This window comes from Ensifer sp. GW823-FHT05D09, from assembly GCF_058795755.1.
In genome coordinates, this window is the sequence record NZ_JBXAIA010000006.1 from 255,002 (window position 1) to 280,731 (window position 25,730).

Consider the following 25,730-nt stretch of genomic DNA (forward strand, 5'->3'; position numbering starts at 1 on the left):
GCTTGGGGCGGGCGGCAGGAAAAGAGGGTCGGGGATTTGAGTCAAATCGCTTTATGGGGAGCCGTCGAGCTGGGGCTGGTATACGCCTTCGTCGCCATCGGCGTCTTTCTCGCATTCCGGGTTCTCGATTTCCCTGACCTGACAGTCGACGGGTCTTTTCCGCTCGGTGCTGCGGTTACCGCTGTGTTGATCATCGCCGGCGTCAATCCGTGGATCGCGGCCGGCGTTGCCATGGTGGCAGGGGCTGCCGCCGGCATCGTCACGGCCATGCTCAACGTGCGCTTCAAGATCCTCAACCTCTTGGCCTCGATCCTGACGATGATTGCGCTGTTCTCGGTCAATCTGCGCGTCATGGGCAAACCCAACGTCGCACTGATCAACGCCGATACCATGCTTTCGCCGTTCTTCGGACTGGGTCTGCGTGAGTTCTACGTTCGCCCGCTCTTCATCGGCGTGCTCGTTCTCGTGGCCGTCATCGTTGTCTGGCGCTTCCTTGAAAGCGATGCCGGCCTTGCGATGCGCGCGACCGGCGCCAATGCCCGCATGGCCCGCGCGCAGGGCGTCGACACCAACAAGCAGATCTATCTGGGCATGGCGATCTCCAATGCGCTCGTTGCCTTCGGCGGCGCTCTCTTTGCCCAGACCAACGGTTTTGCCGACGTCACCTCGGGCGTCGGCACCATTGTCGTCGGTCTTGCCGCGGTGATCATCGGCGAGACGTTGCTTGGCGCGCGCGGCATCCTGATTGCGCTGATCGGCTGCGTGCTCGGCTCGATCCTCTACCGCATCGCCATCCAGCTGGCGCTGTCGACCGACATGCTCGGCCTGCAGGCATCCGACCTCAATTTCGTCACTGCCGTGCTCGTGACCTTTGCCCTCATCCTTCCCCGTCTTCGTCGCGGAGGTGCGGCATGATCAGCGTCAAGAACATCCAGGTCGTCTTCGGCAAGGGAACGCCACTGCAGAAGCAGGCGCTGAACGGCGTCGACCTGACGATCGAGCAAGGCTCCTTCGTCACCGTCATCGGCTCCAACGGTGCCGGCAAGTCGACGCTGCTCGGCGTTCTCGCCGGCGACGTGCTGCCGAGCGCCGGCCAGGTGACGATCGGCAAGACCGATGTCACCCGCAAGGGCACCGCCGCCCGCGCCGGCCTCGTCGCCCGCGTGTTCCAGGATCCGTTGACCGGCAGCTGCGGCGCCTTGTCGATCGAAGAAAACCTGGCACTTGCCGCCAAGCGCGGCGAGAAGCGCGGGCTGATGGCAGCGCTCGGGCCCAAGCGCCGCGAGCATTTCCGCGAGCGCATCGCCGAACTCAATCTCGGCCTTGAAAACCGCATGGGCGACCGCATGGATCTGCTTTCCGGCGGACAGCGCCAGGCGGTTTCGCTGGTGATGGCGACGCTTGCCGGCTCCGAAGTGCTGCTGCTCGACGAGCATACCGCAGCCCTTGACCCCGGCATGGCCGAGTTCGTCATGAACCTCACGCAGAAGATCGTGTCGGAACGCAAGCTCACGACGATGATGGTCACCCACTCGATGCGCCAGGCGCTCGATTATGGACACCGCACCGTCATGCTGCACGGTGGCGAGATCGTGCTCGACGTTGCCGGCGACAGCCGCAAGGAACTGCAGGTCGAGGACCTCATCGCCATGTTCCGCCGCATCCGAGGCCAGACGCTCGACGACGACGCTCTGCTGATCGGCTGATCCGGTCAGCCTCGGCGTCATTGCCTGCCCCTCATCTGCCTGCCGGCATCTTCTCCCCGTCAATACGGGGAGAAGAGACACGTGGCGACCTCTCAGCCCTCTCCGGCCAATGGCGTAGGTTGCGCACCCAAAGGCCGTTCCCCCCGACGCTGTTCCAGCGACCGCTGTTGCCGCCAAACGATGCGGCAAACGCTCTTCACCCGCAGGCGGGTAGAAGATGCCGGCAGGCAGATGAGGGGCGGTCTCTTTGCTGAAACCTATCGTGCCGTCGCCATAAAAATCTTCGCGGCAAAGACCGAGAAGACGCCGGCAAAGCTGTAGTCGAGCGCCCGCATGAAAGCCTTGTTGCGTTGCAGCCAGGCGGACAGCCAGTCGGCGGTCAAGACCACCAGCATGTTCACCGGCATGCCGATGACGATGAACAGCGCGCCGAGAAACAGAAGCTTGCCTGTCACCGACGCATCGCCGGCGCTGACGAACTGCGGCAGGAAGGTCATGAAGAAGATGATGACCTTGGGGTTGAGCAGGTTCACCCAGAAACCCGAGGAGATGTTGGAAAGCGCAGTGACCGCCGCGCTATCGACCGTCTTGACCGAGAGCGTCGATCCATACCGGATCGCCTGCACCGCAAGCCAGAGCAGATAGGCGGCACCGCCGGTCTTCAGCACCAGAAACGCCGTCGGCGAGGCCGTGATCAGCGCCGAGATGCCGAAGGCAACGAGCAACGTATGGACGACAATGCCGAAGCTTGTCCCGAGCACCACGAACATCGCCGCTTTCTTGCCCTGCGACAGCGCCCGGCTGATCGACAGCGTCATGTCGGGACCGGGCGTTGCCGCAAGCAGAAGCGTGGCTGCGGCGAAGCCGAACAGCGTTGGCAGGCTGGGAAGGAAGTTCATGTATGCGATCCCCGGAACACTCGGTCGCCCGGTCTATTCCGCCTCGTCGGCTTTTGCGAGCGGATTCGCCTGTTGCAGCGTTGTTCCGCTTGTATCCAGGCGTGTTCTGGATAAAGTGCCGCAGAATTTCCAAGGCGGCACGCCGCCCTCTCCCAAGACCAGACGGACGGAAACCATGGCATCGCATAAAGACGTGAAAAAGGTCGTTCTCGCCTATTCGGGCGGTCTCGACACCTCGATCATCCTGAAGTGGCTGCAGACCGAACTCGGCGCCGAAGTCGTCACCTTCACGGCCGACCTCGGCCAGGGCGAAGAACTGGAACCGGCGCGCAAGAAGGCCGAGATGCTCGGCATCAAGGAAATCTACGTCGAGGACGTGCGCGAGGAATTCGTCCGGGATTTCGTCTTCCCGATGTTCCGTGCCAACGCCGTTTACGAAGGCGTATACCTGCTCGGCACCTCGATCGCCCGGCCGCTGATTTCCAAGCACCTGATCGATATCGCCAGGAAGACCGGCGCTGACGCCATCGCCCATGGCGCCACCGGCAAGGGCAATGACCAGGTCCGCTTCGAGCTGTCGGCCTATGCGCTGAACCCCGACATCAAGATCATCGCGCCCTGGCGCGACTGGTCGTTCAAGAGCCGCACCGACCTGCTCGAATTCGCCGAGAAGCACCAGATCCCGGTTGCCAAGGACAAGAAGGGTGAGGCGCCCTTCTCCGTCGACGCCAACCTGCTGCACTCTTCGTCCGAGGGCAAGGTTCTGGAAGATCCGTCGCAGGAAGCTCCTGAGTACGTGCACATGCGCACGATCTCGCCGGAAGCGGCCCCCGACAAGGCAACCGTCATCAAGGTCGGCTTCGAGCGCGGCGACGCCGTCTCGATCAACGGCGAGCGCCTGTCGCCGGCAAACCTGCTGGCCAAGCTCAACGACTATGGCCGCGACAATGGCATCGGCCGCCTCGACCTCGTCGAAAATCGCTTCGTCGGCATGAAGTCGCGCGGCGTCTACGAGACCCCCGGCGGCACTATCCTGCTTGCCGCCCACCGCGCGATCGAATCGATCACGCTCGACCGAGGTGCTGCCCACCTCAAGGACGAGCTGATGCCGCGCTACGCCGAGCTGATCTATTACGGCTTCTGGTTCTCGCCGGAGCGCGAAATGCTGCAGGCGGCGATCGACCGGAGCCAGGAACATGTCGAAGGCGAAGTGACACTGAAGCTCTACAAGGGCAACGTCATGGTTACCGGCCGCGAAAGCGCCAAGTCGCTCTATTCCGACAAGCTGGTCACCTTCGAGGACGACCAGGGCGCCTACGACCAGAAGGATGCAGCCGGCTTCATCAAGCTCAACGCGCTGCGTCTGCGCACGCTGGCCGCGCGCAACCGCTAAACTGCGAGAGCCTAATACAAAGCCTCCGCGACCTGGGTCGCGGAGGCTTTTTTATGCGTCCTGTTCAGGCAGAGCCGTTGTTACTCAGCCGCCTCCGGCAGGGCCTGCTTGCCATCGGCCGGCGCCGCCGCTGGCGCCAGGCGGACGGTGCGGCGGTACCAGAGATAGCTGAGCACGCAGAGAAGGCCGAAGCTCGGTATGATCGTGCCGAGCGCCAGCACCGGTACGCCGACGACGGCCGCCAGGGCACCGCCGAGAAGGCCGGCGCCCATCTGGATGAACCCCATCATCGCCGAGGCCGTGCCGGCAATATGCGGGAAAGGCGCCATGGCCGCCGTCATCATGTAAGGCATGACGAAGGCGATGCCGAAGGCATAGACGCCGACCGGCGCCATCACCGACAGGAAGCTCGGCTCGAGCGCATGCATGGTGTAGGCAAGCGCCACGCTGCCGATGGCAATGAAACAAAGCCCCGCCGGCACCAGCGCTTGCGGCGTGAATTTCCGCATCAGCAGCCTGACCGTGACGGTACCCGAGAAGAAGAAACCGGATTGCATCAGCATGCCGACGCCAAACTGGGTGGGCGTCAGCCCGACCGTCCCGATCAGGACGAAGGGCAGCATGGTCGCCTGGGCATAGAGCGCACCGACGGCACCGGCGATCACAAGGGTCGAGGAGACGAAGCGGCTGTCGGTCACAAGCTCGCGATAGGCGGCAAGGATCGGGCGCAGATGCCCCTTCGCCGGATCGGGCGTCGCGGTTTCGGCCATGAAGAACTGAACGCTGACACAGGCCATCAGCGCAAAGCCGACCATCAGGAAGAAGATCGACTGCCAACCGAAGAGGCCGAGCGCCAGGCCGCCGAGCGTCGGCGACACCGCCGGGCCGATCGCCAGCATCATGCCGATCATGTTCATGATCCTTGCTGCCTGCAGGCCGGTAAACTGGTCGCGCACGATGGCGCGCGCAACCGTCATGCCCACCGAGGCGCCGATGCCCTGCACCAGGCGCCCGGCAAGCAGAACCGCAACCGACGGCGCAAAGGCCGCCATCAGGCTGCCGGCAAGGTAGATGGCCATGAAGATCAGCGTCGTGCGCCGGCGGCCGATGACGTCGGAAAGCGTGCCCGATACCAGCTGCGCGAAGGCGAAGCCGGCGAAATAGAGCGACAGCGTCATCTTGATTGCCGCCTCGCTGGAGGAGAAGGCCCGCACCAGTTCGGGCATCGCCGGCGTATAGAGCGCCATGGAAACGGGGCCGAGCGCCACCAGGAAGGCACCGATGATGCTGGTGCGCCGTTCGCTCATGCGACGCGTCATTCCTTTGCACCCTTCTCCTTGCCGGCGACGCAGGGGTCGAGGCGGCGCAGATTGTCACGCAGGATGCGCAGGTTGCCGCGCAGCATCTCGCGCGTCGCCTCGTCGAGCCCAGCCGTATAGGCATTCATCATTTCACGCAGGCCCGCCATCAGCTCGGCGAGCAGCGGATCCGCCTTGTCGGTGATGACAACGTTCTTGGCCCGGCGGTCGGCCGGGTCGGGCATCCGGGCCACAAGCTCCATTGCCTCCAGCCGGTCGAGATAGGCCGACAGCGTCATCGGCTCTATGCCCATGCGCGTGGCGATTTCCGCCTGCTTGATGCCCTCGGTCAGCGCCACCTGGATCAGTGTGCGGGCTTCGCCTGGTGTGATGCCGAGGTCGAGCGCGTTGACCTTGCGGTCAAAGGCGCCGCGCAGAAGGCGGGAGACATCGGTCAGCAACATGCCGATGGTTTCAGATTCGAGTTTTGTCGGCATCAGGATCGTTCACAAGAGATATAATAAGCTTTCCTTATCATACTCCTTGCCAACTTTCAACGCGGGGGGCCGGTGAGCCTCAGCCTTCCAGTTCCTCGCGCAGCATCTCCAGCTCCAGCCATTCCTCTTCCATGCGCGCGAGATCGCCGCGAAGCTTCTCCAGCTCCTGCGCCAGCTTCGCAAACGTGTTCGGATCCTTGGCAAAGAGATTGGGATCAGCCATCCGCTCCTCGCGCTTGGCAGCCTCCGCTTCGGCCTTGGCGATCTCCTTCGGCAGGTTTTCAAGCGCGAACTTCTGCTTGTAGGAGAGCTTGCCCTTGGCCTTCGACGTTTCGCCTGCAGGGGCCGCGGCGTCGGACACCTTCGCCTTTTCCGCCTTCTCGGCCTTGCGTCGCTCCTCGATCGCGCCCTTGCGCTGCGCCATCATGTCGGTATAGCCGCCGGCATATTCGATCCAGCGACCATCAGGCGCTTCCGGATTGCCCGGCGCGATGGTCGAGCTGACAGTGCGGTCGAGGAAGTCACGATCGTGGCTGACGAGGATGACGGTTCCGGCAAAGCCGGCGACGACTTCCTGCAGCAGGTCGAGCGTTTCGATGTCGAGGTCGTTGGTCGGCTCGTCAAGGATCAGCAAGTTGGTGGCGCGGGCAAGAATGCGCGCCAGCATCAGCCGGGCGCGCTCGCCGCCCGAAAGCTCGCGGATGGGGGTCCGGGCCTGCTCCGGCTGGAACAGGAAATCCTTCATGTAGCCGGTCACATGGCGCTGCTCGCCGTTGACGATCAGGCTCTCGCCGCGTCCGTCGGTCAGGTAATGGGCCAGCGTGTCCTCGAGGTTCAGATCCTCGCGCTTCTGGTCGAGCGTCGCCATCTCCAGGTTGGTGCCGAGCTTCACAGTGCCGGTATCCGGCTCGATTTGCCCGGTCAGCATCTTCAACAGCGTGGTCTTGCCGGCACCGTTTGGACCGACGAGGCCGATCCGGTCGCCGCGATGCACACGGATCGAAAACGGCGCGACGATCGTCCGTTCGCCGTAAGCCTTGGTGATCTTTTCCGCCTCGATGACCAGCTTGCCGGATTCCTTGGCGTCCGACGCAGTCGCCTGGACGGAGCCCTGCGGCCCCTTGTGGCCGCGATGGCGCGAGCGCATGTCCTGCAGCTCGCCGAGACGGCGCATGTTGCGCTTGCGCCGGGCGGTGACGCCGTAGCGCAGCCAGTGCTCCTCACGCTCGATCGCCTTGCCGAGCTTGTGCTGTTCCAGTTCTTCGGCCTCCAGCACTTCGTCGCGCCAGGCCTCGAAATGGCCGAAACCCCGGTCGAGCCGGCGCGACTGGCCGCGATCGAGCCATACCGTCGCGGTCGATACCTTTTCCAGGAAGCGCCGGTCGTGCGAGATCAGCACCAGGGCCGAGCGACTGCGGGTCAGCTCGTCTTCGAGCCATTCGATCGTCGGCAGGTCGAGATGGTTGGTCGGCTCGTCGAGCAGAAGAATATCCGGCTCCGGCGCCATCACGCGCGCAAGTGCTGCGCGGCGCGCCTCGCCGCCGGAAAGGCGCGACGGGTCTTCTTCGCCGGTCAGGCCCAGATGCTGCAGCAGATAGGCGACGCGGTACGGATCGTCGCTCGGACCAAGACCCGATTCCGCATAGGCCTGCACCGTGTCGTAGCCTTCGAAATCCGGTGCCTGGGGCAGGTAACGGACCGTCGAGGACGGATGGCGGAACACCTCACCCGATTGCGCCTCGGCAAGACCGGCAGCGATCTTCATCAGCGTCGATTTGCCGGAACCGTTGCGCCCGACAAGGCAGATGCGATCACCCGGCTCCACCTGCAGGTTGGCGCCGGCCAGAAGCGGCGTGCCCCCGAAGGTGAGGAAGATATCGTCGAGTTTCAGAATGGGAGGCGCCAAGGCTCAGGCTCCGGAAAGGTCATAGGGGCGAGCGAGAACAATCGCCCGGCCGGTGTCGAGGGAAATGCGAAGGGGACCCTCCGCAACATTGGAAACGGTGCGGGACGACCCGAACGGCAAGGTGAAATCGGTCAGCGGATAGCGCGCATTGACGATCGTCAGGCCGAAGAGATCGGTCAGTCCGAGGATCGAAAACAGACTGCCCTTCGGCAGATCGATCTCGATCTCGCCTGAAAGCAGCGGATAGGCCTCTTCCTCGCCCGACGTCATGAACACCGGCAAGCCGCGTTCGGCCAGCGAAGCGGCCTGAAGCAGGTGCAGGAAGGCATGATCGCTGCGGGATCCTCCGAGCGCACCGGCAAAGATCAGGGCTCCCGCACCGCGCGTAAGCGCAGCCTCGACGGCGATTTCACCATCGGTTGCAGCCTTGGCGGCGGGATAGGGTTCGCGCGGGACGCCGGCAAACTCGGCAAGCAGCGTCTCCTCGGTCGAATCGAAATCGCCAACCCAGACATCGGGGATCACCGACAGGGTGCGCGCATGCCGCATGCCGCCATCGGCCGCAACGAAGCGGCTGCCGGCAAGCTGGCGCGCAAGGCGATCGGTAAGGGTCAGTGCACCGCCGAGCAGAATGGTGAAGGTGGATCGGGCCATGGCAAAGCCCATAGCGCAAAGGCACTGCCAAGGAAAAGCAAGAAAACCGAACGAGGGGGCGATCCGGCGATTTTGCGTTGATGTCATCAGGCTTGGCAGCATCGGCGGGCGTCGGGCTGCTGGATACCGCGTTCAAACTCCGCTTGCCATCAAACCGTCACGGCGGTAAATCTCTACCCGCTCTAACGGGGTGCCTTCCGACCACATGCTGGCCGAAGGCTGAGAGGCGTTTAACGCCAACCCGCGGAACCTGATCCGGCTCATACCGGCGGAGGGATTAGACGCGATCGGATCGATACGCCCTTTTCCCATGCAACATTATTTTTAGGGAGAGGTGCCTGCCATGTCCAAATCATCGCAACTGAAGTTCCTTAGCCGGCTAGCGCTTGCCGCTGCCGCCAGCCTTGTCTTTACGACCGGCGTGTCTGCCGCAGACAAGACTCTGACCGTCTACACCTATGAGAGCTTCATCACCGAATGGGGCCCGGGCGCCAAGGTCGCCGAAGCCTTCGAGAAGACCTGCGAATGCAAGGTCACCTATGTCGGCGTCGCCGATGGCGTCGAGCTTCTGACCCGCCTGAAACTCGAGGGTGCTGCCTCCAAGGCTGACATCGTGCTTGGCCTCGACACCAACCTCGTCGCCGAAGCCAAGGCCACCGGCTTCTTCGCGCCGCACGGCATCGAGGCCAAGGACGTCAAGGTGCCCGGCGACTTCACCGACGACACCTTCCTTCCCTATGATTACGGCCATTTCGCCGTCGTCTACGACACCCAGACCCTGAAGACCCCGCCGAAGAGCCTGAAGGACCTGGTCGAAGGCGACCCGTCGCAGAAGATCGTCATCGAGGATCCGCGCACATCGACGCCGGGTCTCGGCCTGCTCCTGTGGGTCAAGGCCGTCTATGGCGACGAAGCCGGTGCCGCCTGGGCCAAGCTCAAGGATCGGGTTCTGACCGTGACGCCAGGCTGGTCGGAAGCCTATGGTCTCTTCACCAAGGGCGAAGCACCGATGGTGCTCTCCTACACCACGTCTCCCGCCTACCACATGGTGGCTGAGAACACCGACCGCTACCAGGCGGCCGAATTCTCGGAAGGCCACTACATCCAGATCGAAGTCGCCGGCATGACCAAGAGCGCCAAGGAGCCGGAGCTTGCCAAGCAGTTTCTCGGCTTCATGACCGGTCCGGAGTTCCAGTCGATCATCCCGACCACCAACTGGATGATGCCTGTCGCCGCCACCAAGGAGCCGCTGCCTGAAGCCTTCGGCAAGCTGGTCAATCCGGCCAAGACCTTCCTGCTGCCGTCGGAAGACGTGGCGGCAAACCGCAAGGCCTGGATCGACGAATGGCTCGCAGCCATGAGCAAGAACTGAGGCGAGCTTGTTTGCGCCTGCCGAAAACAGGATCACGATCACCGCCGGGACTTTAAGTCTCGGCGGCATCCTTCTGTTCGTCTGTCTGGCGGTCGCAGCGCTTCTGTTCCAGGCCGGCGGCTTCGGCAATGGCGTGCTGTTCGATGCCTATATCTGGCGGGTCACGCGCTTCACATTGCTGCAGGCGAGCCTTTCGACGCTGCTCTCGGTTCTGCTCGCCATTCCGATCGCCCGCGCACTGGCGCGTCGGGCGCGTTTTCCCGGCCGCGTCTGGGTGCTGCGGCTCATGGCCCTGCCGCTCGGCCTTCCTGTTCTGGTCGGCGCCCTGGGCTTAATCGAGATCTGGGGCCGGCAGGGTGTGCTCAATACGGCTCTGGCCGGGCTCGGGCTTCAACAGCCTGTCAGCATCTACGGCCTCTTCGGCATCCTGCTTGCTCACGTCTTCTTCAACATGCCGCTGGTCGCACGCCTCTTCCTTGCCGGGCTGGAGCGCATCCCCTCGGAATACTGGAGAACCGCCGCCAATCTTGGCATGCCGCCCGCCGCACTCTTCCGCTTTGTCGAGTGGCCGATCCTGCGCGGATTGCTGCCAGGTGCCGCCGGCCTCGTTTTCATGCTTTGCGCCACCAGCTTCACGCTGGTGCTGACGCTCGGTGGCGGGCCGGCCGCCAGCACCATCGAGGTGGCAATCTATCAGGCGCTACGCTTCGACTTCGATCCTCAGAGGGCGATTGCACTCTCTGCCCTGCAGATTGTCATGACCGGCGCGCTGCTCCTGGTCCTCGCCCGTGTCGCGACGGAGCCGGCGCAAAGCGTCACCGGCGGTCGAGCCTCAATGCGGTACGATGCAGACACCGGCCTCTCCCGCCTGTCCGATACCGGCTGGATCCTGTTCGCGCTTGTCTTCATCGGTGCGCCACTGACCGCCGTTGTCGGTTCCGGCCTGCGCGCCGACCTGGCGAAGCTGGCGGGCGATCCGACCGTGCATCGCGCCCTCATCACCAGCATCGCCATTGCTGTCGGCTCGGCGTTGCTTTGTGTCGGTATCGCCGCCGCGATGATCCGGGCCGCTGGTACCGTCACGGCGGGTCGCCACGCACCCACCTTGGCAAGGTTTTTTGCAGGCGCAGTCACGGCCAGCACCTCCCTGGTTCTGCTCGTGCCGCCGGTCGTGCTTGGAGCGGGCTGGTTCCTGTTTCTGCGCCCCTTCGGCGATGTCGCCCGTTTTGCCCCCGCCATCGTTGTTGCCATCAATGGCTTGATGGCGTTGCCCTTCGTCCATCGGATCCTGGCCCCGGCGATGGCAACCCATGCGGCGCGCACCGACAGGCTGACAGCAAGCCTCGGCATCCGCGGCCTCCATCGCCTGCGATGGATCGATCTGCCGCCGCTGAAGAAACCATTGCTGATGGCCTTTTCCTTCGCCATGGCGCTATCCCTCGGCGACCTTGGCGCCGTGGCGCTATTCGGCTCGCAGGACATGATCACGCTGCCATGGCTGCTCTATAGCCGGATGGGCAGCTATCGCACAGCGGATGCAGCCGGGCTGGCGCTATTCCTCGGCTTGCTCTGCCTGGTCTTCACCATGCTCGGCACGGCCGGCGACAGGCGCGTGCCGGAAGGACGTAACGCATGAACCCGGAAAGCGCGGTCGAGCTCGTCGGCGTCGATATCCTCTACGACACAACGGCGCTTCACTTCGACTGCACCGTTGCGCCAGGCGGCATCGTCGCGGTCGCCGGCGCGTCCGGGTCCGGAAAGTCGACGCTCTTTCACGTCATCGCCGGCTTCGAGGATCCGGATCGGGGCGAGGTTCGCATTCTCGGCAAGACTATGTCGGAACAGGCACCGTCGGAAAGGCCGGTATCCGTCATCTTCCAGGACAACAACCTGTTTGCACATCTCGACATCGCCACCAATGTCGGTTTCGGCATCAGCCCCTCGCTTCGCCTTTCCGCGGGTGATCGGGCGCGGATAGATGATGCCCTTGGCCGCGTCGGGCTCGACGGTTTCGGCAAGCGGCTGCCGCCGACACTGTCCGGCGGCGAACGTCAGCGTGTGGCGCTCGCCCGCGCCCTGGTGCGACATCGCCCGCTGTTGCTGCTGGACGAGCCTTTTGCCGCTCTCGATCCCGGCATGAGGGCCGGCATGCGGGCGCTGCTGCGGGACCTGCATCGCCAGGAGAACAATACGATCCTGATGATCACGCACCATCCCGATGACGTGAGGGCGCTGGCCGATAGCGTGCTTTTTCTGGACCAGGGGCGTATCATCGCCCATGATCCGGTCGAACGCTTCCTCGAGCGTCGCGACATGGCGGCGATCAACCGCTTTCTCGGCAACGAGTAATGCGGCTTAGAATCGTGCCGTACGAGGCACTTCGCCACAATTTGACCGTCGCGCCATGCGACGCGCGGATTATCCGGCGCACGAGGCACGAATATTCGCGTATCCGTTGCCGTGATACCACGGGGCAACTATTTCTGTCGGGGTAAACTAGGCAGGTGGCGCTGAAATGGATACAGCAAGACCTGGGCTGGAATACGCGTGCCGGAGCGGACCTATCCGGCTGAAAAAGTAAGACTTTCAACGCCACAGAGTTCCCAGGGTGGAGTGGCGTTGGACGGGAAACGGGCTGAGGCATGGAAAGTCATACAGTCAGAAACGACCGGTTCCCGCCCAAGCGCGGAGGCCTCCGGACACGTGCTGTGGTTGCATTGCTCGCGACAACGCTGCTTTCCGCCTGCCAGTCAGTGATCGAGCAGACTTACGAGCCGACCGTATCGCCGTCCTCCAATCCGCAGATCGTCGACGAAGTCCAGAAGAACGACCCCCGTGCCCAGCTCGGCGCGCGCGAACACCCGCGCATCGTCGCCAGCTACGGCGGAGAGTACAAGGATGCAAAGACGGAGCGGCTGGTCGCCCGCATCGCCGGCGCGCTGACGGCCGTTTCGGAAAATCCGCAGCAGTCCTACCGCATCACTATTCTCAATTCTCCGGCGATCAACGCCTTTGCGCTGCCCGGTGGCTATCTCTACGTCACTCGCGGCCTGCTAGCGCTCGCCAATGACGCGTCCGAAGTTGCAGCCGTGCTGTCGCATGAAATGGCACACGTCACCGCCAATCACGGCATCGAGCGCCAGCAACGCGAGGAGGCGGAAGTCATCGCCAGCCGCGTCGTCTCCGAAGTGCTCTCCTCGGATCTCGCCGGCAAGCAGGCGCTGGCACGGGGCAAATTGCGGCTGGCCGCCTTCTCCCGCAACCAGGAGCTCCAGGCCGACGTCATCGGCGTGCGCATGCTCGGAGAGGCGGGCTACGACCCCTATGCGGCGGCGCGCTTCCTCGATTCGATGGCCGCCTACAGCCGCTTCTCCGCCGTTGATCCGGAAGCCGACCAGAGCCTCGACTTCCTCTCGAGCCACCCGAATGCGCCGCAGCGCGTCGATCTCGCGCGCCGACACGCGCGCGCCTTTGGCGCCGAGGGCACCAGCGGTGACCGCGGGCGCGATTATTACCTCGCCGGCATTGACGGACTGCTTTATGGCGACAGCCCGCAGGAGGGCTATGTCCGCGGCCAGACTTTCATGCACGGGCAGCTCGGCATCCGCTTCGATGTGCCGGCCGGCTTCCAGATCGACAACAAGGCGGAGGCTGTCCTGGCAACAGGCCCCGGCGACGTGGCGGTCCGGTTCGACGGCATTGCCGACACGGCCCGCAAGAGCCTGACGGACTATATCGCCAGCGGTTGGGTAACGGGCCTGCAACCCGAAACCATCCGCCCGATCAGCGTCAATGGCCTTGAGGCCGCAACGGCGCGCGCGTCCGCCGATCGCTGGGACTTCGACGTGACCGTGGTACGCATCGACAACCGCATCTACCGCTTCCTGACCGCCGTTCCGAAGGGATCACGTGCGCTGGAGCCGACAGCCAACCAACTGCGCACCTCGTTCCGCAAGATGACCCCGGCTGAAGCCCAGTCGCTGAAGCCGCTGCGTATCCGCGTCGCCGTGGTCAAGCCCGGAGAAACGATCGCCACCCTGGCCGCCCGGATGATGGGCACCGACCGCAAGCTCGATCTGTTCCGGCTGATCAACGCCATGCAGGTCACCTCGACGATCAAGCCGGGCGATCGGGTCAAGATCATTTCCGAATAGACGCAGACGGCGCCGCACCCATCTCAGGTTCGACGTCGTCCCATGTCATTGCCGTGAAGATGCATTTGAGCTGCGCACACTGCCGTTTCGCGTTCGCGTCCAGCCGCAACCACGAGCCTTGCCTCGCATGCGCCATCCGTCGCTGACGGAGGGCCGCCTGGAAACTTCCGGAAATGCCTCAATGCACGACCGATGTCAGCGCCGGTGCTTTGGTTGCCAGTGCCGCCCGCAGCTTCTCGAGTGCCCGCGTCTCGATCTGGCGGACCCGCTCCTTGGAGATGCCGAGATCGAGACCGAGCTCTTCCAGCGTGGCCCCCTCTTCCGACAGGCGCCGCGCGCGAATAATCCTCATCTCGCGCTCGGTCAGCGCACCCATGGCGTCATGAAGCCAGATGCGGGCACGCTCGCCGTCGATCATCTCGCTCACCTGTTCGTCAGGCAGGGGCGCATCGCTTGCAAGAAAGTCGAGGCGCTCTCCGCCATCGGAATCCGGGCCGCCGACAGGCGCCTGCAGCGACGTGTCGCTGCCGGACAGGCGGGCATCCATGGTCTGCACGTCGGCGATACTGACGCCGAGTGCCACGGCGATTTCCTCATGCATCGCCTGCGATGTCAGCTGACGATCCCCTTGCGCCAGCCGCGCGCGCAGCCTGCGAAGATTGAAGAACAGTGCCTTTTGCGCCGAACTGGTGCCGCCGCGAACGATTGACCAGTTGCGCAGCACGTAGTCCTGCATCGAGGCGCGAATCCACCAGGTGGCGTAGGTGGAGAAGCGGACTTCGCGGCTGGGTTCGAAGCGCGCTGCGGCTTCGAGCAGGCCTATATGCCCCTCCTGGACGAGGTCGCCCATCGGCAGGCCGAAATTGCGGAATTTTGCCGCCATGGAGATGACCAGCCGCATATGCGACATGGCGATCTTGTTGCGGGCGTCCTGATCATGATCGTTGCGCCAAGCCTTTGCCAGGGCGTGCTCTTCTTCACGCTCGAGATAAGGTGCCTCCATCGCAATCTTGATCATGCGCCTGTCTGCTGTGAGAGTCCTCATCGATCGCTCCATGGCGGGCGCCTGGACGCCGCTTTCGGGTGAAGTCCAAGGGCCGGACGGGGGCAAACCCTACCGGCGCCGGCGGCGGCGTATGCGGCGACACCGAAACTTGAAGAAACGGTGAGGCGCCCTACTTCCAAACTACGAAGCTGAATTCTGACAAAAGATCACAGGACCCAGATCGCCCCGGCAGGAAGGCGGCGCATCCCTGCCGGCCTTGGTAAATGCGCGGCGGCGGAAAAAGTTCCCTCGCCCGGCCGAGAAAGCTGCGAGCGATAACGCTGAGAACGAAAAAGCCCGGCGCGATGGCCGGGCTTTTTCTTGTCGTGGTGGGAAGGACTGGCGCTCTTTAAGCTGCCTCGTCCTGTGCGTCGTCTTCTTCGATCGCCTTGCCTCGCTTCGGACCCTTGTTAAGATTGGCTTCGACGAGGCGAACCGCCTCGGTCTCCGACATCTTGTTCACGGCCGCGATTTCGCGCGCCATGCGGTCGAGCGCAGCTTCATAGAGCTGGCGTTCGGAATAGGACTGTTCCGGCTGGTTTTCTGCGCGGTAGAGGTCGCGCACAACCTCTGCGATCGAGATCAGATCGCCGGAGTTGATCTTGGCATCGTATTCCTGTGCGCGGCGCGACCACATGGTCCGCTTCACGCGAGCCTTGCCCTGCACAACCTTCAACGCGCGATCGACGAAATCGGTCTCCGAGAGCTTGCGCATGCCGATGCTGACGGCCTTTGCGACCGGCACCTTCAGGCGCATCTTGTCCTTTTCGAAATCGATGACAAAAAGCTCAAGCTTCATGCCGGCAACTTCCTGCTCCTCGATAGCAACAATCTGTCCGACGCCATGGGCCGGATAGACAATCGATTCACCGGTCTTGAAGCCGTGGCGTGTCGAAGATTTTTTCTGCTGGGTCGTCATTCGTTTCAAAAACTCCCTGTTTCGCACCCGGCCATTGTTGGCCGGGGCCGGGTCAGTGAGGCCCGGGATAGACGGGGATACCGCCGGGTGGGTCCATCCTGGTCCGTCCAAGAACGCAAACAATCCCATCAAACGCGGTCACAAAAGAGAAACGCAACGGTGCGTATCTAGAAAAGCCGCGGTGTGGAGAACGTTTGCTTTCGTGAGGTTTTCGGGCGCGCAAAAACACCCTGTGTGGATCAGTAGAAGGACCCTATCACAAAAAACTGCGGAAATCAATAATTTGCTGCAGGGCAGCCATCAAGCCGCCATTCTCGCATCTGCGAGGGCGGAGTGTGATTTTCCCCAGATTTGACGCCGGGGCCGTCTTGGTTCCGTCACGCCCGATCAGCGGGCCGGAACCGGACGCCTCAGTCGCCCTGGCCGGGTTCGGCAGAGAAGTACTTCTCGTACTTGCCCTCGACCCCGTCCATTTCCTTGGCTTCCGGCATCGCATCGCGCTTGATGGTGACGTTCGGCCACTTGGTGGCAAAATCAGCGTTCACTTTCAACCACATATCAAGGCCCGGCTCGGTATCCGGCTTGATGGCCTCGGCGGGACATTCCGGCTCGCAGACGCCACAATCGATGCATTCGTCGGGGTGAATGACGAGAAAATTCTCGCCTTCGTAGAAGCAGTCCACGGGGCAGACTTCAACGCAATCCATGTACTTGCAGCGAATGCAATTGTCGGTCACGACATACGTCATGAGGTACTCCAGCCAATGCTCACGTTTGATGGCAGACCGCAATCAATGGTGATGCTCGTGTCCGCGCATGCTAGGAATGTCCGGCGCGCATAGCTGCCGAAGCAGGACCGATGCACCCAACGTGGGTTGTCAGGTAAAGGCTTTATGGACCCTTTGCAAGAATATTCAATGCGCGAAACGCCGCGCTGAAGGCAGAGTTTTCTAATCGTCGAGCGGATTGAAACCAGGCTTCAGCCGGTCGATTTCACGCCGCTCTTTCTTGGTGGGGCGCCCGGCCCCAGGCTCGCGCGTCGCCAGGTCGAAAGCCGACAGCTTTTCCCGCGGCTCGTTCGGCGTCAGGTCCTCGTAGAGCAACCGCGCCTCCTCGTAAGGACCGCGGCGCTCGCCGGGCAGAAGCACGCGCACGATCACGTCGCGGCGCTCGAGAGACAGGGTCAGCATATCGCCCGCCTTCACCTGGGCGGAGGATTGCTTGACCCGTTCGTCATTGACGGTGACATGCCCCGCCTCGATCGCCTTCTGGGCGAGCGAGCGGGACTTCACGAGGCGCGTGAAGAACAGCCATTTGTCGAGACGCTGGCGTGATGCCGGGTTGGACGCTGACTGTTTCTCCATGGCGATCCTACTTCTTCATCTGCTCCTTGAGAGCAGCAAGCTTGGCAAAGGGCGAATCCGGATCGATAGGCTTCTCCTTGCGCGGCGGCCGGGCTTCGAACTTGGCAGCGTTGGGCTTGCCGCCGCGATCGTGACGATCGTGGCGATCCTGCCGCTGGCCACCCTCGGGCTTGCCGTCGTGGCGCTTGCCGCGAGCGGGTGCACCGCCCTTGCGGCCGCCGCCTTCGCGTCCTTCACGTCCTTCGCCTTGACCTTGGCCCTGGCGCGGACCGCCACCACGGCGCTGATCGCCCTGAGGACGGCCACCCTGACGCTGGTTGTCCTGGCGGGTGCCTGGACGCCAGAGGAGTACCGGCTTGGCTTCGACAGCCTCGGCCCCGTCTTCCGCGGGCGCCTGAACAGCGACCGCTTCGCCTTCGACGGCCGCAGGCTCGGCAGAGGCTGATGCCTCTGCTTCGGCCGCCGGCTCGGCGTCTGCGCTTGCATCCGCATCGTCGTGATCGGCAGCCACTTCGGCAGCAGGCTCTGCCTGAGCGGCGACAGCGCCGCCCTGGCTTGCCAGGAACGCGGCTGCGTCTTCGGCCTTCACGCTGTCTGCACGGTAGCCAAGACCCTTGAGGATTTCTTCCATATCGTCAGGCGTTGCGCCGAGAATGGAGAGCATCGAGGTGGTCGCGGTAAAGCGGCGTCCGTCATAGGCCCCTTCCGGACGCGGCTGCGCACCCGGCTTCCACTGCAGCAGTGGACGGATGAGATCAGCCAGACGCTCGAGGATATCGATGCGAACGGCACGTTTGCCGAGGAAACGGAAACCCGCGAGCTTGTAGAAGGTCCGCTCGAACGAGGGATCGGTGACAACAGACGTGCGACCGGCAGCCAGCATCGGAATCAGGTCGCCGTAGCCCGCCTTGTCGAGGCCGTCATTCTTCAACGCCCAGAGCAGGGTGATCAGCTCGGCCGGAGCCGGCTTCAACAGAGCGGGCAGGAAGATGTGGTAGGCGCCGAAGCGGACACCGTACTTGCGGATCGAAGCGCGGCCGTCCTGGTCCAGCGACTTCACATCCTCGGCGACGTCGCGACGGAACAGCACACCGAGATTTTCGACGAGCTGGAAGGCCAGGCCCTTGGCAAGGCCCTCGAGATCCTCGGCGCGCGAGATATCGTCGAGCGGCTTCAGCACGGTGCCGATATGATGGTTCACGAAGCGCTCGATACGGGCGACGACATGCTCGCGTGCATTGGCCTGCAGCTGCTCGTCGGCAAGCAGGATGACGCGCGGACGCATGACGTGGTCGCTGGCGGTCAGCCGGGCCACGGGATCTCCGAGCCAACGCACGAGGCCGTCGGACGACAGCGCAAGGTCGCCATTGCCGGAGGCGTGCAGACGCGCCGCACGCGCTTCGAACTCGAGCGCCAGCGCCTTCTGCGCAGCACCCTGCACAGCCTTGGCGTCCGGTCCGTCTCCGCCGGTCGCCAGCGTAAACCGGAAACCGGTTAGTTGTCCTACGTGATGGCCTTCAACGAAGACGTCACCATTCACACTGATTTCAGCTTCCAGCATAGCATTCTCTCTCAGGCGCTTCATGAGCACAGATGTCCTGCGATCAACAAAGCGTTTCGTCAACCGTTCATGTAGTGCGTCGGACAATCGATCTTCAATTTCCCGCGTCTTTTCTTGCCAGTGTGTCGGATCGGCAAGCCAACCGGGCCGGTTCGACACATAAGTCCAGGTTCTGATCTGCGCGATTCGCGCCGAAAGTGTGTCGATCTCGCCATCGGTAAAATCCGCCCGCCTGACCTGTTCGGCCATGAAATTCTCGTTCACGGTACCGCGACGAACGAGATCGGCATAGATCGTCGAGATCAGATCGGCGTGTTGAGCCGGTGTAATGCGGCGATAATCCGGCAATGCGCAGACTTCCCACAATTTCTCGACCCGGTCCGGCGTGGTCGCGAGATCCGCCACTTCGGGATAGCGAGACAAATGTTCGAGCGCCTGCTGATCCACCGCAGGTAGTGCGCGCGCAAGCCCAGGAATTGTCGGCGCGGCATCGAGGCTACGCTTCAGGGCGGCGAGCGACGCATAGTCGAATGCCTTGGTGCGCCACTGCAGCACCTTGAGCGGATCGAATTCATGCGCCTCGATGCGGTGCACCAGTTCGTTGTCGAACGGATCGACCCGGCCGGTGACGCCAAAGGTACCGTCGCGCAGATGCCGCCCGGCGCGTCCGGCGATCTGCGCCAGCTCGGCCGGATTGAGGTTCCGGAACTGGTAGCCGTCGAACTTGCGGTCCTGCGCAAAGGCGACATGGTCCACATCGAGGTTCAGGCCCATGCCGATCGCGTCTGTCGCCACCAGAAATTCGACGTCGCCTTCCTGGTAGAGCGCGACCTGGGCGTTGCGCGTGCGCGGCGACAGCGCCCCGAGCACGACGGCAGCACCGCCGCGCTGGCGGCGGATCAGCTCGGCGATCGCATAGACCTCGTCGGCCGAGAAGGCGACGATCGCCGTACGAGGCGGCAGGCGGGTGATCTTCTTCGATCCGGCATAGAGCAGCTGGGACATGCGCGGGCGCTCGACGACGGTGATGCCCGGCAACAGCTGCTCGAGGATCGGCCGCATCGTTGCAGCCCCGAGCAGCAACGTCTCGCCGCGGCCGCGCAGATAGAGCAGCCGGTCGGTGAAGATGTGGCCACGCTCGAGATCGCCGGCAAGCTGCACTTCATCGATGGCGACGAAAGATGCCGTCGTCTCGCGCGGCATCGCCTCGACGGTGCAGACCGAATAGCGGGCACGGTGCGGGGTGATCTTTTCCTCGCCGGTGATCAGCGCGACGTTGTGATGACCGACCTTTTCGACCAGGCGCGTATAGACCTCGCGCGCCAAAAGGCGCAGCGGCAGCCCGATGACGCCGCTGTCGTGCGCGATCATGCGCTCGATCGCATAATGCGTCTTGCCGGTATTGGTTGGCCCGAGCACCGCGGTGACACCGCGGCCGCTCAGGATCATGGGGTGAACGGACACGTCATCGATCCCGGGCATTCAGAAACATAAGAGGCGCCTTTACGCGCCGGCGGCAAACACATGCCCACGCACCGCAGCAAACGCAAGGGGCGCCGACAACTAAAACCATTTCCAGACAAATCAGAACCAGTCCGCACCACCATATCTGGACGTACGAAATTAAGGTCTGGAACAGCAACGGAACGAATCGGCGACGAATCGCTGACTCCAGTCGATTCACTGTATGTTCACGGCTACATATAGATTTCAACTGCCAATGTCGCACCAGATGCTGAATCACTTCGCCAACGGGGTGTGCCGAGCGTGTGGCAGGCGTTAATCTGTACTGCCGAAGCGTTAAAAGAGGCAAAGGATTCGGAATCCAAGACTCTGGAAAGTTTAGGAAATTTTAACCGAAGAATCCGACTGATTCGTCGGATTCAAGGAATGGGAATCGCTGCGTTAACACATCGACCAAAGCCGGAACGAATCGGCGACGAATCGCTGACATCCCAACGTTCGACTTTTGTTCTCCACAAGATATAGTATCCAGTGCCATGGCGAGCAACAGGCCCAGGACCACTTTTCTCCCAATCTCGGATGGAATTCCTGTGTGCCGTTAACCTTCCAACGTTGCCTGCGGTAGCCGCTGAAAAACAAAACGGCGCCCCCGTCGGAGCGCCGTCGAAATTGTGAGCGATCGCGCGGATCAGACGAAAAACTGTCCGCCGTTGGCAGAGATCGTCGAGCCGGTGATGAAACCGGCATCGTCGGATGCGAGGAAAACCACACAGCGAGCGATTTCCTCCGGCTCGCCGAGGCGACCGACCGGGATCTGCGGAATGATCCGCTCGTTGAGGACCTTTTCCGGTATCGCCCGCACCATCTCCGTGCCGATGTAACCCGGGCAGATCGCGTTGACGGTGATGCCCTTGGCAGCGCCTTCCTGGGAGAGCGCCTTGGTAAAGCCGAGATCGCCGGCCTTGGCGGCGGAATAGTTCGCCTGTCCCATCTGGCCCTTCTGGCCATTGATCGACGAGATGTTGATCACGCGACCGAAGCTGCGGTCGCGCATGCCCGTCCAGACAGGGTGGGTCATATTGAACAGGCCGGTCAGGTTGGTGTTGATCACCTCGCCCCATTGCTCCGGCGTCATCTTGTGGAACATGGCGTCTCGGGTGATGCCGGCGTTGTTGACGAGCACCTCGACCGGTCCGAGGTCGGCTTCGACCTTCGCGATGCCCTCGACGCAGGACTGATAGTTGGAGACGTCCCACTTGTAGACCGGGATGCCGGTCTCCGCCTTGAAGGCCTCTGCCTTCTCGTCATTGCCGGCGTAGTTGGCAGCAACCTTGTATCCGGCATTCTTCAGCGCGATGGAAATCGCAGCGCCAATGCCGCGTGACCCGCCCGTAACCAATGCTACCCTGCTCATGTTCGCCTCCCGCTTGATTAATTCAGTTTATCAAAGGCCTTCTTCATCAATTTTTCGCCCAGATGCTGCCCGTAGGTCGCGGCTGCGGCCTGAAACTGCGGATCGGCAAGCATGGACATTGCGACCTCGCACTTGGTCAGCGCGAGGTTCATCAACAGGCTGCTCACCTGCACGATATGCGATTTGACGCCGCCGGTGTCGTCGTTGAGCGCCGCAACCAGCAGGTTCTTGAACACGGTTTCGTCGTCGGCCGTCGTGTGGTCCAGCATGCACTGAACCACCTTTTCCTGGTCGAACGGCGAGGACGCCGCAAACGCATGAGCCGTCGAAGAGGCGACGAACGGGACTGAAAGGATCAATCCGCTGACATGACGCATGCGGCGGCCGGTCAGAGGCGCTCGACGCACATGGCAACACCCATGCCGCCGCCGATGCAGAGCGTCGCAAGGCCCTTGGAAACGCCGCGGCGCTTCATCTCGAACAGCAGCGTGTTGAGAACGCGGGCACCGGAGGCGCCGATCGGATGGCCGATCGCAATCGCGCCGCCGTTGACGTTGACGATCGACGGATCCCAGCCGAGGTCCTTGTTGACTGCGCAGGCCTGGGCCGCGAAGGCTTCGTTGGCTTCCACAAGCTCGACGTCGCCAATTGCCCAACCGGCCTTCTCAAGCGCCTTGCGCGATGCCGGGATCGGGCCCGTTCCCATCACCTGCGGATCGACGCCGGCCGTTGCCCAGGAAACGATGCGCGCGAGCGGCTTGATGCCACGCTTGGCAGCCTCGGCCTCGGTCATCAGCAGGGTGGCGGCCGCACCGTCATTGAGGCCGGACGCGTTAGCGGCGGTCACTGTTCCTTCCTTGTCGAAGGCCGGGCGCAGCTTGGTCATCTGGTCGAGCGTGGCGCCGTGGCGGATATATTCGTCCTGGTCGACGACGACGTCGCCCTTGCGGCCCTTGACCACGAAGGGAACGATCTCGTCGGCGAAGCGGCCGGCCTTCTGGGCGGCCTCGGCCTTGTTCTGCGAAGCGAGCGCGAACTGGTCCTGCTCCTCGCGGGTGAGCTGCCACTGGCGCGCGACATTCTCTGCCGTGATGCCCATGTGGTAGCCGTAGAAGGCGTCCGTCAGGCCGTCCTTGATCATCGTGTCGACCATCTTGAAGTCGCCCATCTTCACACCGCCACGCAGATGCGAGCAATGCGGCGCCATCGACATGGACTCCATGCCGCCGGCAATGATGATATCGGCATCGCCGTTGGCAATCTGCTGCATGCCGAGCGCGACGGCGCGCAGGCCCGAACCGCAGAGCTGGTTCATGCCCCAGGCGGTTTTTTCCGGCGGAATGCCCGCCTTCATCGCGGCCTGGCGGGCCGGGTTCTGGCCTTCGCCTGCCTGCAGCACCTGTCCGAGGATAACTTCGTCGACGTCGCTTGCCTCGACGCCGGCGCGTTCGAGCACCGCCTTGATGACGGCGGCGCCAAGCTCGTGGGCCGGCGTGTTGCCAAAGGCACCGTTAAAGGATCCGACGGCGGTACGGGCCGCGCTGGCGATCACGATGGAGGGATTGCTCATGGGGACGTTTCCTCAGATTTTCTTGCGGTCAGGCAGCAGACTGGCAAAGCGCGGAGCGCAAGTCAAACGCCTTGATGCACTGCCGCAAAACCGTCATGGCGCGCCGACCGTGAGATTTCGCACTTGCGTCGTCGCATCGCACAAAGACATTGTCAGCGGTGTTCGTTTGCGGATACTCTGAAAAGTAGAAAAAGACGGACCGCGGGTAATTGAGGAGAGCCTGATGGCGAAGAATGACGGCCAGATCGTAATCAAGAAATATGCGAACCGGCGGCTCTACAACACCGGGACCAGCACCTACGTCACGCTCGACGACCTGGCAGTGATGGTGAAGAAGGGCGACGAATTTACCGTACAGGACGCCAAATCAGGCGAAGACATCACCCACTCGGTCCTGACGCAGATCATCTTCGAGCAGGAATCCAAGACCGGCAACACGCTGCTGCCGATCTCGTTCCTGCGCCAGCTGATTTCGTTCTATGGCGACCAGATGCAGATGGTCGTACCGAGCTATCTCGAGCACTCGATGCAGGCCTTTACCGAGCAGCAGGTGCAGATGCGCGAGCAGATCAACAAGGCCTTCGGCGACACGCCGCTTGGCAAGAACCTGCAAGCCCCGCTGCAACTGGTCGAAGAACAGGTTCGCCGCAACACCGAGATGTTCCATCAGGCGATGCAGATGTTTTCGCCGTTCATCGCTTCGCCTCCGGTCAAGGAGACCAAGAAGGCGGAAGCCAAGGATATCGACGAACTGAAGGAGCAATTGCGCGCCCTTCAGACCAAGCTCGACAATCTCGGCTAAGCCAGTCGCGACAACGCCGCAATCCTCATCGATGCGCGGCGTGAACGCTCCTCAGTCCACTTCAAAGACCGATCGAGACATCCCGGCCGGCCGTGCGCATCGACACGGAGAAACCGGCGATGACGTCAATGAAGCTGATCGTCATCAGGATGAAGAAGATCTGGGTGGCCGCAGGCGCAACCAGTAGGAATTCGACCAGAAACGCGATGAACAGCACCATCGACAGCAGATGGTCCATCAGTGCCCGCGTGCCGGTCCGGGTCGCTTTCAGAATTTCCGCGAAAAGCAGAAGCAGGGCCACGACGATCAGGAGGTCGCCGAAGCTCATCGCCCATGTCGCGCCGGACAGCATCGACAGCGACATCACGCCGGCATCAAGCCCGGCCGTGCCGCCGAAGAGGCCGAGCATGGCGAGATTGTAGATGGCAAAGGGCAGGATCAGCAATGGAATGGCGGCAAGCATGGAAAAATGCGCTCCCTCTTCGATGCGTGATCGCCATGCGCCCCGTGACGCCCGAGATCACCAGCTTGCTTGCTGCATGGTGCAGCAAATCAAAGTGACACAGCGATCCTTGCCCGTCTGAACGGGCGCGCGGCGCTGCAGGACCAATCGGTATTGCTATAACCCAACGTCTCCGTCGATACGGTGTCAGGCCCCGCAAAAGAAAAGGGCTGGCAAAGCCAGCCCTTTAACTCGGTCCGCCAATGTCAGCGCTTATGCGCTTTCCTTCGGGGTCAGAACCTGGCGACCACGGTACATGCCGGTCTTCAGGTCGATATGGTGCGGACGACGCAGTTCACCGGAGTTCTTGTCTTCGATGTAGGTCGGCGTCTTCAGGGCGTCGGCAGAACGGCGCATGCCACGCTTGGACGGGCTCGTTTTTCTTTTAGGTACAGCCATTTCATTCTCCACTTATCGGGCAAAACACTGTTCAGCAGCCGAAATGGCCGTATAAAACAGATGTTAATCACGGAAATTTGGCGCGCTTATACATGGCGAACTGCCACTTGACCAGTCCCCGAGCGCAATTTTTCGACTCCTCGCTCGAGGAAGATCGAATCAGACTTCGTCCTCGGCAACGATCCACGGTTCCGCGCGTGCGGCCGCTTCCCATTTCCGGAACGCCGGGTGCGCCTTCATCCGTTCGATATACCCCAAAGTCGTCGGATCGCGAACGAGATTGTAAACGTCGAAGCGGTTAACCACAGGCGCGTACATCGCATCAACAGCCGTAAACGACCCGAACAGGAACGGACCACCGGAGCGCGCCAGCGCTTCTGCCCAGATCGTCTCGATGCGGGCGACGTCGGCGCGCACCTCGTCGGAGACAGCCAGTGCCTGCTTCTTTCGGCGAATGTTCATCGGGCAGGCGCCACGCAAGGCGCGAAAGCCGGACAGCATTTCGCAGGCATAGCTGCGCGCCCGCGCCCGGTCTTGCTGGTCTGACGGCCACACGCCAGCTTCCGGAAAGAGCTCGGCGACATATTCGATGATCGCCAGCGATTCCCAGATCTTCGTGTCGCCATGGATGAGAAGCGGCACGCGACCGGTCGGCGAAATTTCCCGCAGCTTCGGGTTTCCGGCGGCGAAATCGAAGGGGATCACCACGTCCTCGAAGGTTATGCCGGCAGCCTCCAGCGCCAGCCACGGCCGCAGCGACCAGGACGAATAGTTCTTGTTGCCGACGTAGAGAACGAGCTTGTCCATCATT

24 protein-coding genes and 1 riboswitch are annotated in these 25,730 nt (G+C 62.6%); of the genes, 8 read left to right on the forward strand and 16 right to left on the reverse strand.

The window, feature by feature from the left end; genetic code table 11:
• The first annotated feature begins 36 nt into the window (after nucleotides 1-36).
• Nucleotides 37-915 (forward strand): ABC transporter permease, encoded by an 879-nt coding sequence (locus AC1Q80_RS19000; RefSeq protein WP_173418373.1) that lies wholly within the window; start codon nucleotides 37-39, stop codon nucleotides 913-915.
• Complete coding sequence (locus AC1Q80_RS19005; RefSeq protein WP_053251658.1) at nucleotides 912-1,706, forward strand: ABC transporter ATP-binding protein; 795 nt, start codon at nucleotides 912-914, stop codon at nucleotides 1,704-1,706. Before AC1Q80_RS19000 ends, AC1Q80_RS19005 begins: the two co-directional genes overlap by 4 nt.
• Before the next feature lie 257 nt (nucleotides 1,707-1,963).
• Here the strand turns inward: AC1Q80_RS19005 and AC1Q80_RS19010 are convergent, their stop codons facing one another.
• Nucleotides 1,964-2,605, reverse strand: coding sequence for a LysE family translocator (locus AC1Q80_RS19010; protein ID WP_492361449.1), 642 nt, complete (start codon nucleotides 2,603-2,605; stop codon nucleotides 1,964-1,966).
• Nucleotides 2,606-2,780: 175 nt separating this feature from the next.
• Here AC1Q80_RS19010 and AC1Q80_RS19015 point away from each other — a divergent pair, with 175 nt between their 5' ends.
• Nucleotides 2,781-3,998 carry an argininosuccinate synthase gene (locus tag AC1Q80_RS19015; RefSeq protein WP_173418375.1) on the forward strand — a complete coding sequence of 406 codons (1,218 nt, stop codon included), beginning with the start codon at nucleotides 2,781-2,783 and terminating at the stop codon, nucleotides 3,996-3,998.
• A gap of 80 nt (nucleotides 3,999-4,078) precedes the next feature.
• Here AC1Q80_RS19015 and AC1Q80_RS19020 read toward each other — a convergent pair whose 3' ends face one another.
• The 4 genes from AC1Q80_RS19020 to AC1Q80_RS19035 all read right to left on the reverse strand — a co-directional run bounded on the left by AC1Q80_RS19020 (nucleotide 4,079) and on the right by AC1Q80_RS19035 (nucleotide 8,353).
• A complete protein-coding gene (locus AC1Q80_RS19020) occupies nucleotides 4,079-5,317 on the reverse strand; it encodes a multidrug effflux MFS transporter (protein WP_173418376.1) in 1,239 nt (412 codons plus the stop codon).
• Nucleotides 5,314-5,793 (reverse strand): MarR family winged helix-turn-helix transcriptional regulator, encoded by a 480-nt coding sequence (locus tag AC1Q80_RS19025; protein WP_492361450.1) that lies wholly within the window; start codon nucleotides 5,791-5,793, stop codon nucleotides 5,314-5,316. The genes AC1Q80_RS19020 and AC1Q80_RS19025 overlap by 4 nt, the downstream gene beginning before the upstream one ends.
• Before the next feature lie 79 nt (nucleotides 5,794-5,872).
• Nucleotides 5,873-7,699 carry an ABC-F family ATP-binding cassette domain-containing protein gene (locus AC1Q80_RS19030; protein ID WP_492361451.1) on the reverse strand — a complete coding sequence of 609 codons (1,827 nt, stop codon included), beginning with the start codon at nucleotides 7,697-7,699 and terminating at the stop codon, nucleotides 5,873-5,875.
• Between the two features lie 3 nt (nucleotides 7,700-7,702).
• Nucleotides 7,703-8,353, reverse strand: coding sequence for a thiamine diphosphokinase (locus AC1Q80_RS19035; RefSeq protein WP_173418379.1), 651 nt, complete (start codon nucleotides 8,351-8,353; stop codon nucleotides 7,703-7,705).
• A 176-nt stretch (nucleotides 8,354-8,529) separates the two neighbouring features.
• Nucleotides 8,530-8,647: riboswitch (TPP riboswitch) on the forward strand.
• A 49-nt stretch (nucleotides 8,648-8,696) separates the two neighbouring features.
• Between AC1Q80_RS19035 and thiB the strand changes: the two genes are divergently transcribed.
• The 4 genes from thiB to AC1Q80_RS19055 all read left to right on the forward strand — a co-directional run bounded on the left by thiB (nucleotide 8,697) and on the right by AC1Q80_RS19055 (nucleotide 13,879).
• Nucleotides 8,697-9,725 carry a thiamine ABC transporter substrate binding subunit gene (gene thiB / locus AC1Q80_RS19040; RefSeq protein ID WP_492361452.1) on the forward strand — a complete coding sequence of 343 codons (1,029 nt, stop codon included), beginning with the start codon at nucleotides 8,697-8,699 and terminating at the stop codon, nucleotides 9,723-9,725.
• 31 nt (nucleotides 9,726-9,756) lie between these two features.
• On the forward strand, nucleotides 9,757-11,361 hold the full coding sequence (thiP, locus tag AC1Q80_RS19045; RefSeq protein WP_492361511.1) for a thiamine/thiamine pyrophosphate ABC transporter permease ThiP: 1,605 nt from the start codon (nucleotides 9,757-9,759) through the stop codon (nucleotides 11,359-11,361).
• Nucleotides 11,358-12,074 (forward strand): thiamine ABC transporter ATP-binding protein, encoded by a 717-nt coding sequence (locus tag AC1Q80_RS19050; protein WP_492361453.1) that lies wholly within the window; start codon nucleotides 11,358-11,360, stop codon nucleotides 12,072-12,074. The genes thiP and AC1Q80_RS19050 overlap by 4 nt, the downstream gene beginning before the upstream one ends.
• Before the next feature lie 293 nt (nucleotides 12,075-12,367).
• Nucleotides 12,368-13,879 (forward strand): M48 family metalloprotease, encoded by a 1,512-nt coding sequence (locus AC1Q80_RS19055; RefSeq protein ID WP_173418382.1) that lies wholly within the window; start codon nucleotides 12,368-12,370, stop codon nucleotides 13,877-13,879.
• 178 nt (nucleotides 13,880-14,057) lie between these two features.
• Here AC1Q80_RS19055 and AC1Q80_RS19060 read toward each other — a convergent pair whose 3' ends face one another.
• The 8 genes from AC1Q80_RS19060 to AC1Q80_RS19095 all read right to left on the reverse strand — a co-directional run bounded on the left by AC1Q80_RS19060 (nucleotide 14,058) and on the right by AC1Q80_RS19095 (nucleotide 23,216).
• Nucleotides 14,058-14,924, reverse strand: a complete 867-nt coding sequence (locus AC1Q80_RS19060; protein ID WP_173418383.1) for an RNA polymerase factor sigma-32 — start codon at nucleotides 14,922-14,924, stop codon at nucleotides 14,058-14,060.
• Nucleotides 14,925-15,273: 349 nt separating this feature from the next.
• Nucleotides 15,274-15,843: a CarD family transcriptional regulator gene (locus tag AC1Q80_RS19065; RefSeq protein ID WP_025425216.1), complete on the reverse strand. Its 570-nt coding sequence runs from the start codon at nucleotides 15,841-15,843 to the stop codon at nucleotides 15,274-15,276.
• A 410-nt stretch (nucleotides 15,844-16,253) separates the two neighbouring features.
• On the reverse strand, nucleotides 16,254-16,592 hold the full coding sequence (gene fdxA, locus AC1Q80_RS19070; protein ID WP_025425217.1) for a ferredoxin FdxA: 339 nt from the start codon (nucleotides 16,590-16,592) through the stop codon (nucleotides 16,254-16,256).
• A 201-nt stretch (nucleotides 16,593-16,793) separates the two neighbouring features.
• A complete protein-coding gene (locus AC1Q80_RS19075; RefSeq protein ID WP_173418384.1) occupies nucleotides 16,794-17,207 on the reverse strand; it encodes an RNA-binding S4 domain-containing protein in 414 nt (137 codons plus the stop codon).
• 7 nt (nucleotides 17,208-17,214) lie between these two features.
• Entirely contained in the window at nucleotides 17,215-20,217 is a 3,003-nt protein-coding gene (locus AC1Q80_RS19080; RefSeq protein ID WP_492361512.1) for a helicase-related protein, read from the reverse strand.
• Nucleotides 20,218-20,920: 703 nt separating this feature from the next.
• The gene (locus AC1Q80_RS19085; protein WP_209790397.1) at nucleotides 20,921-21,646 is read right to left on the reverse strand and encodes a beta-ketoacyl-ACP reductase; all 726 of its coding nucleotides are present in this window, start codon (nucleotides 21,644-21,646) and stop codon (nucleotides 20,921-20,923) included.
• Nucleotides 21,647-21,663: 17 nt separating this feature from the next.
• Nucleotides 21,664-21,915, reverse strand: coding sequence for a hypothetical protein (locus AC1Q80_RS19090; RefSeq protein ID WP_492361454.1), 252 nt, complete (start codon nucleotides 21,913-21,915; stop codon nucleotides 21,664-21,666).
• Nucleotides 21,916-22,034: 119 nt separating this feature from the next.
• Nucleotides 22,035-23,216, reverse strand: a complete 1,182-nt coding sequence (locus AC1Q80_RS19095) for an acetyl-CoA C-acetyltransferase (RefSeq protein WP_173418387.1) — start codon at nucleotides 23,214-23,216, stop codon at nucleotides 22,035-22,037.
• Nucleotides 23,217-23,439: 223 nt separating this feature from the next.
• Here AC1Q80_RS19095 and phaR point away from each other — a divergent pair, with 223 nt between their 5' ends.
• Nucleotides 23,440-24,018, forward strand: coding sequence for a polyhydroxyalkanoate synthesis repressor PhaR (phaR, locus tag AC1Q80_RS19100; RefSeq protein WP_077500885.1), 579 nt, complete (start codon nucleotides 23,440-23,442; stop codon nucleotides 24,016-24,018).
• 61 nt (nucleotides 24,019-24,079) lie between these two features.
• Here phaR and AC1Q80_RS19105 read toward each other — a convergent pair whose 3' ends face one another.
• The 3 genes from AC1Q80_RS19105 to AC1Q80_RS19115 form a co-directional block, all read right to left on the reverse strand.
• Nucleotides 24,080-24,481, reverse strand: a complete 402-nt coding sequence (locus AC1Q80_RS19105; RefSeq protein WP_173418388.1) for a hypothetical protein — start codon at nucleotides 24,479-24,481, stop codon at nucleotides 24,080-24,082.
• A 252-nt stretch (nucleotides 24,482-24,733) separates the two neighbouring features.
• Nucleotides 24,734-24,919: a 50S ribosomal protein L32 gene (rpmF, locus tag AC1Q80_RS19110; protein ID WP_025425225.1), complete on the reverse strand. Its 186-nt coding sequence runs from the start codon at nucleotides 24,917-24,919 to the stop codon at nucleotides 24,734-24,736.
• A gap of 159 nt (nucleotides 24,920-25,078) precedes the next feature.
• Nucleotides 25,079-25,726: a glutathione S-transferase family protein gene (locus tag AC1Q80_RS19115; protein WP_492361513.1), complete on the reverse strand. Its 648-nt coding sequence runs from the start codon at nucleotides 25,724-25,726 to the stop codon at nucleotides 25,079-25,081.
• Nucleotides 25,727-25,730 lie beyond the last annotated feature (4 nt).

Coding starts and splice junctions, on each gene's coding strand:
- AC1Q80_RS19005 (WP_053251658.1), top strand. CDS start 912: ATGATCAGCGTCAAGAACATCCAGGTCGTCTTCGGCAAGGGAACGCCA.
- AC1Q80_RS19010 (WP_492361449.1), bottom strand. CDS start 2,605: ATGAACTTCCTTCCCAGCCTGCCAACGCTGTTCGGCTTCGCCGCAGCC.
- AC1Q80_RS19015 (WP_173418375.1), top strand. CDS start 2,781: ATGGCATCGCATAAAGACGTGAAAAAGGTCGTTCTCGCCTATTCGGGC.
- AC1Q80_RS19020 (WP_173418376.1), bottom strand. CDS start 5,317: ATGACGCGTCGCATGAGCGAACGGCGCACCAGCATCATCGGTGCCTTC.
- AC1Q80_RS19025 (WP_492361450.1), bottom strand. CDS start 5,793: ATGCCGACAAAACTCGAATCTGAAACCATCGGCATGTTGCTGACCGAT.
- AC1Q80_RS19035 (WP_173418379.1), bottom strand. CDS start 8,353: ATGGCCCGATCCACCTTCACCATTCTGCTCGGCGGTGCACTGACCCTT.
- thiB (WP_492361452.1), top strand. CDS start 8,697: ATGTCCAAATCATCGCAACTGAAGTTCCTTAGCCGGCTAGCGCTTGCC.
- AC1Q80_RS19050 (WP_492361453.1), top strand. CDS start 11,358: ATGAACCCGGAAAGCGCGGTCGAGCTCGTCGGCGTCGATATCCTCTAC.
- AC1Q80_RS19055 (WP_173418382.1), top strand. CDS start 12,368: ATGGAAAGTCATACAGTCAGAAACGACCGGTTCCCGCCCAAGCGCGGA.
- AC1Q80_RS19060 (WP_173418383.1), bottom strand. CDS start 14,924: ATGAGGACTCTCACAGCAGACAGGCGCATGATCAAGATTGCGATGGAG.
- AC1Q80_RS19065 (WP_025425216.1), bottom strand. CDS start 15,843: ATGACGACCCAGCAGAAAAAATCTTCGACACGCCACGGCTTCAAGACC.
- fdxA (WP_025425217.1), bottom strand. CDS start 16,592: ATGACGTATGTCGTGACCGACAATTGCATTCGCTGCAAGTACATGGAT.
- AC1Q80_RS19075 (WP_173418384.1), bottom strand. CDS start 17,207: ATGGAGAAACAGTCAGCGTCCAACCCGGCATCACGCCAGCGTCTCGAC.
- AC1Q80_RS19080 (WP_492361512.1), bottom strand. CDS start 20,217: ATGATCCTGAGCGGCCGCGGTGTCACCGCGGTGCTCGGGCCAACCAAT.
- AC1Q80_RS19085 (WP_209790397.1), bottom strand. CDS start 21,646: ATGAGCAGGGTAGCATTGGTTACGGGCGGGTCACGCGGCATTGGCGCT.
- AC1Q80_RS19090 (WP_492361454.1), bottom strand. CDS start 21,915: ATGCTGGACCACACGACGGCCGACGACGAAACCGTGTTCAAGAACCTG.
- AC1Q80_RS19095 (WP_173418387.1), bottom strand. CDS start 23,216: ATGAGCAATCCCTCCATCGTGATCGCCAGCGCGGCCCGTACCGCCGTC.
- phaR (WP_077500885.1), top strand. CDS start 23,440: ATGGCGAAGAATGACGGCCAGATCGTAATCAAGAAATATGCGAACCGG.
- AC1Q80_RS19105 (WP_173418388.1), bottom strand. CDS start 24,481: ATGCTTGCCGCCATTCCATTGCTGATCCTGCCCTTTGCCATCTACAAT.
- rpmF (WP_025425225.1), bottom strand. CDS start 24,919: ATGGCTGTACCTAAAAGAAAAACGAGCCCGTCCAAGCGTGGCATGCGC.
- AC1Q80_RS19115 (WP_492361513.1), bottom strand. CDS start 25,726: ATGGACAAGCTCGTTCTCTACGTCGGCAACAAGAACTATTCGTCCTGG.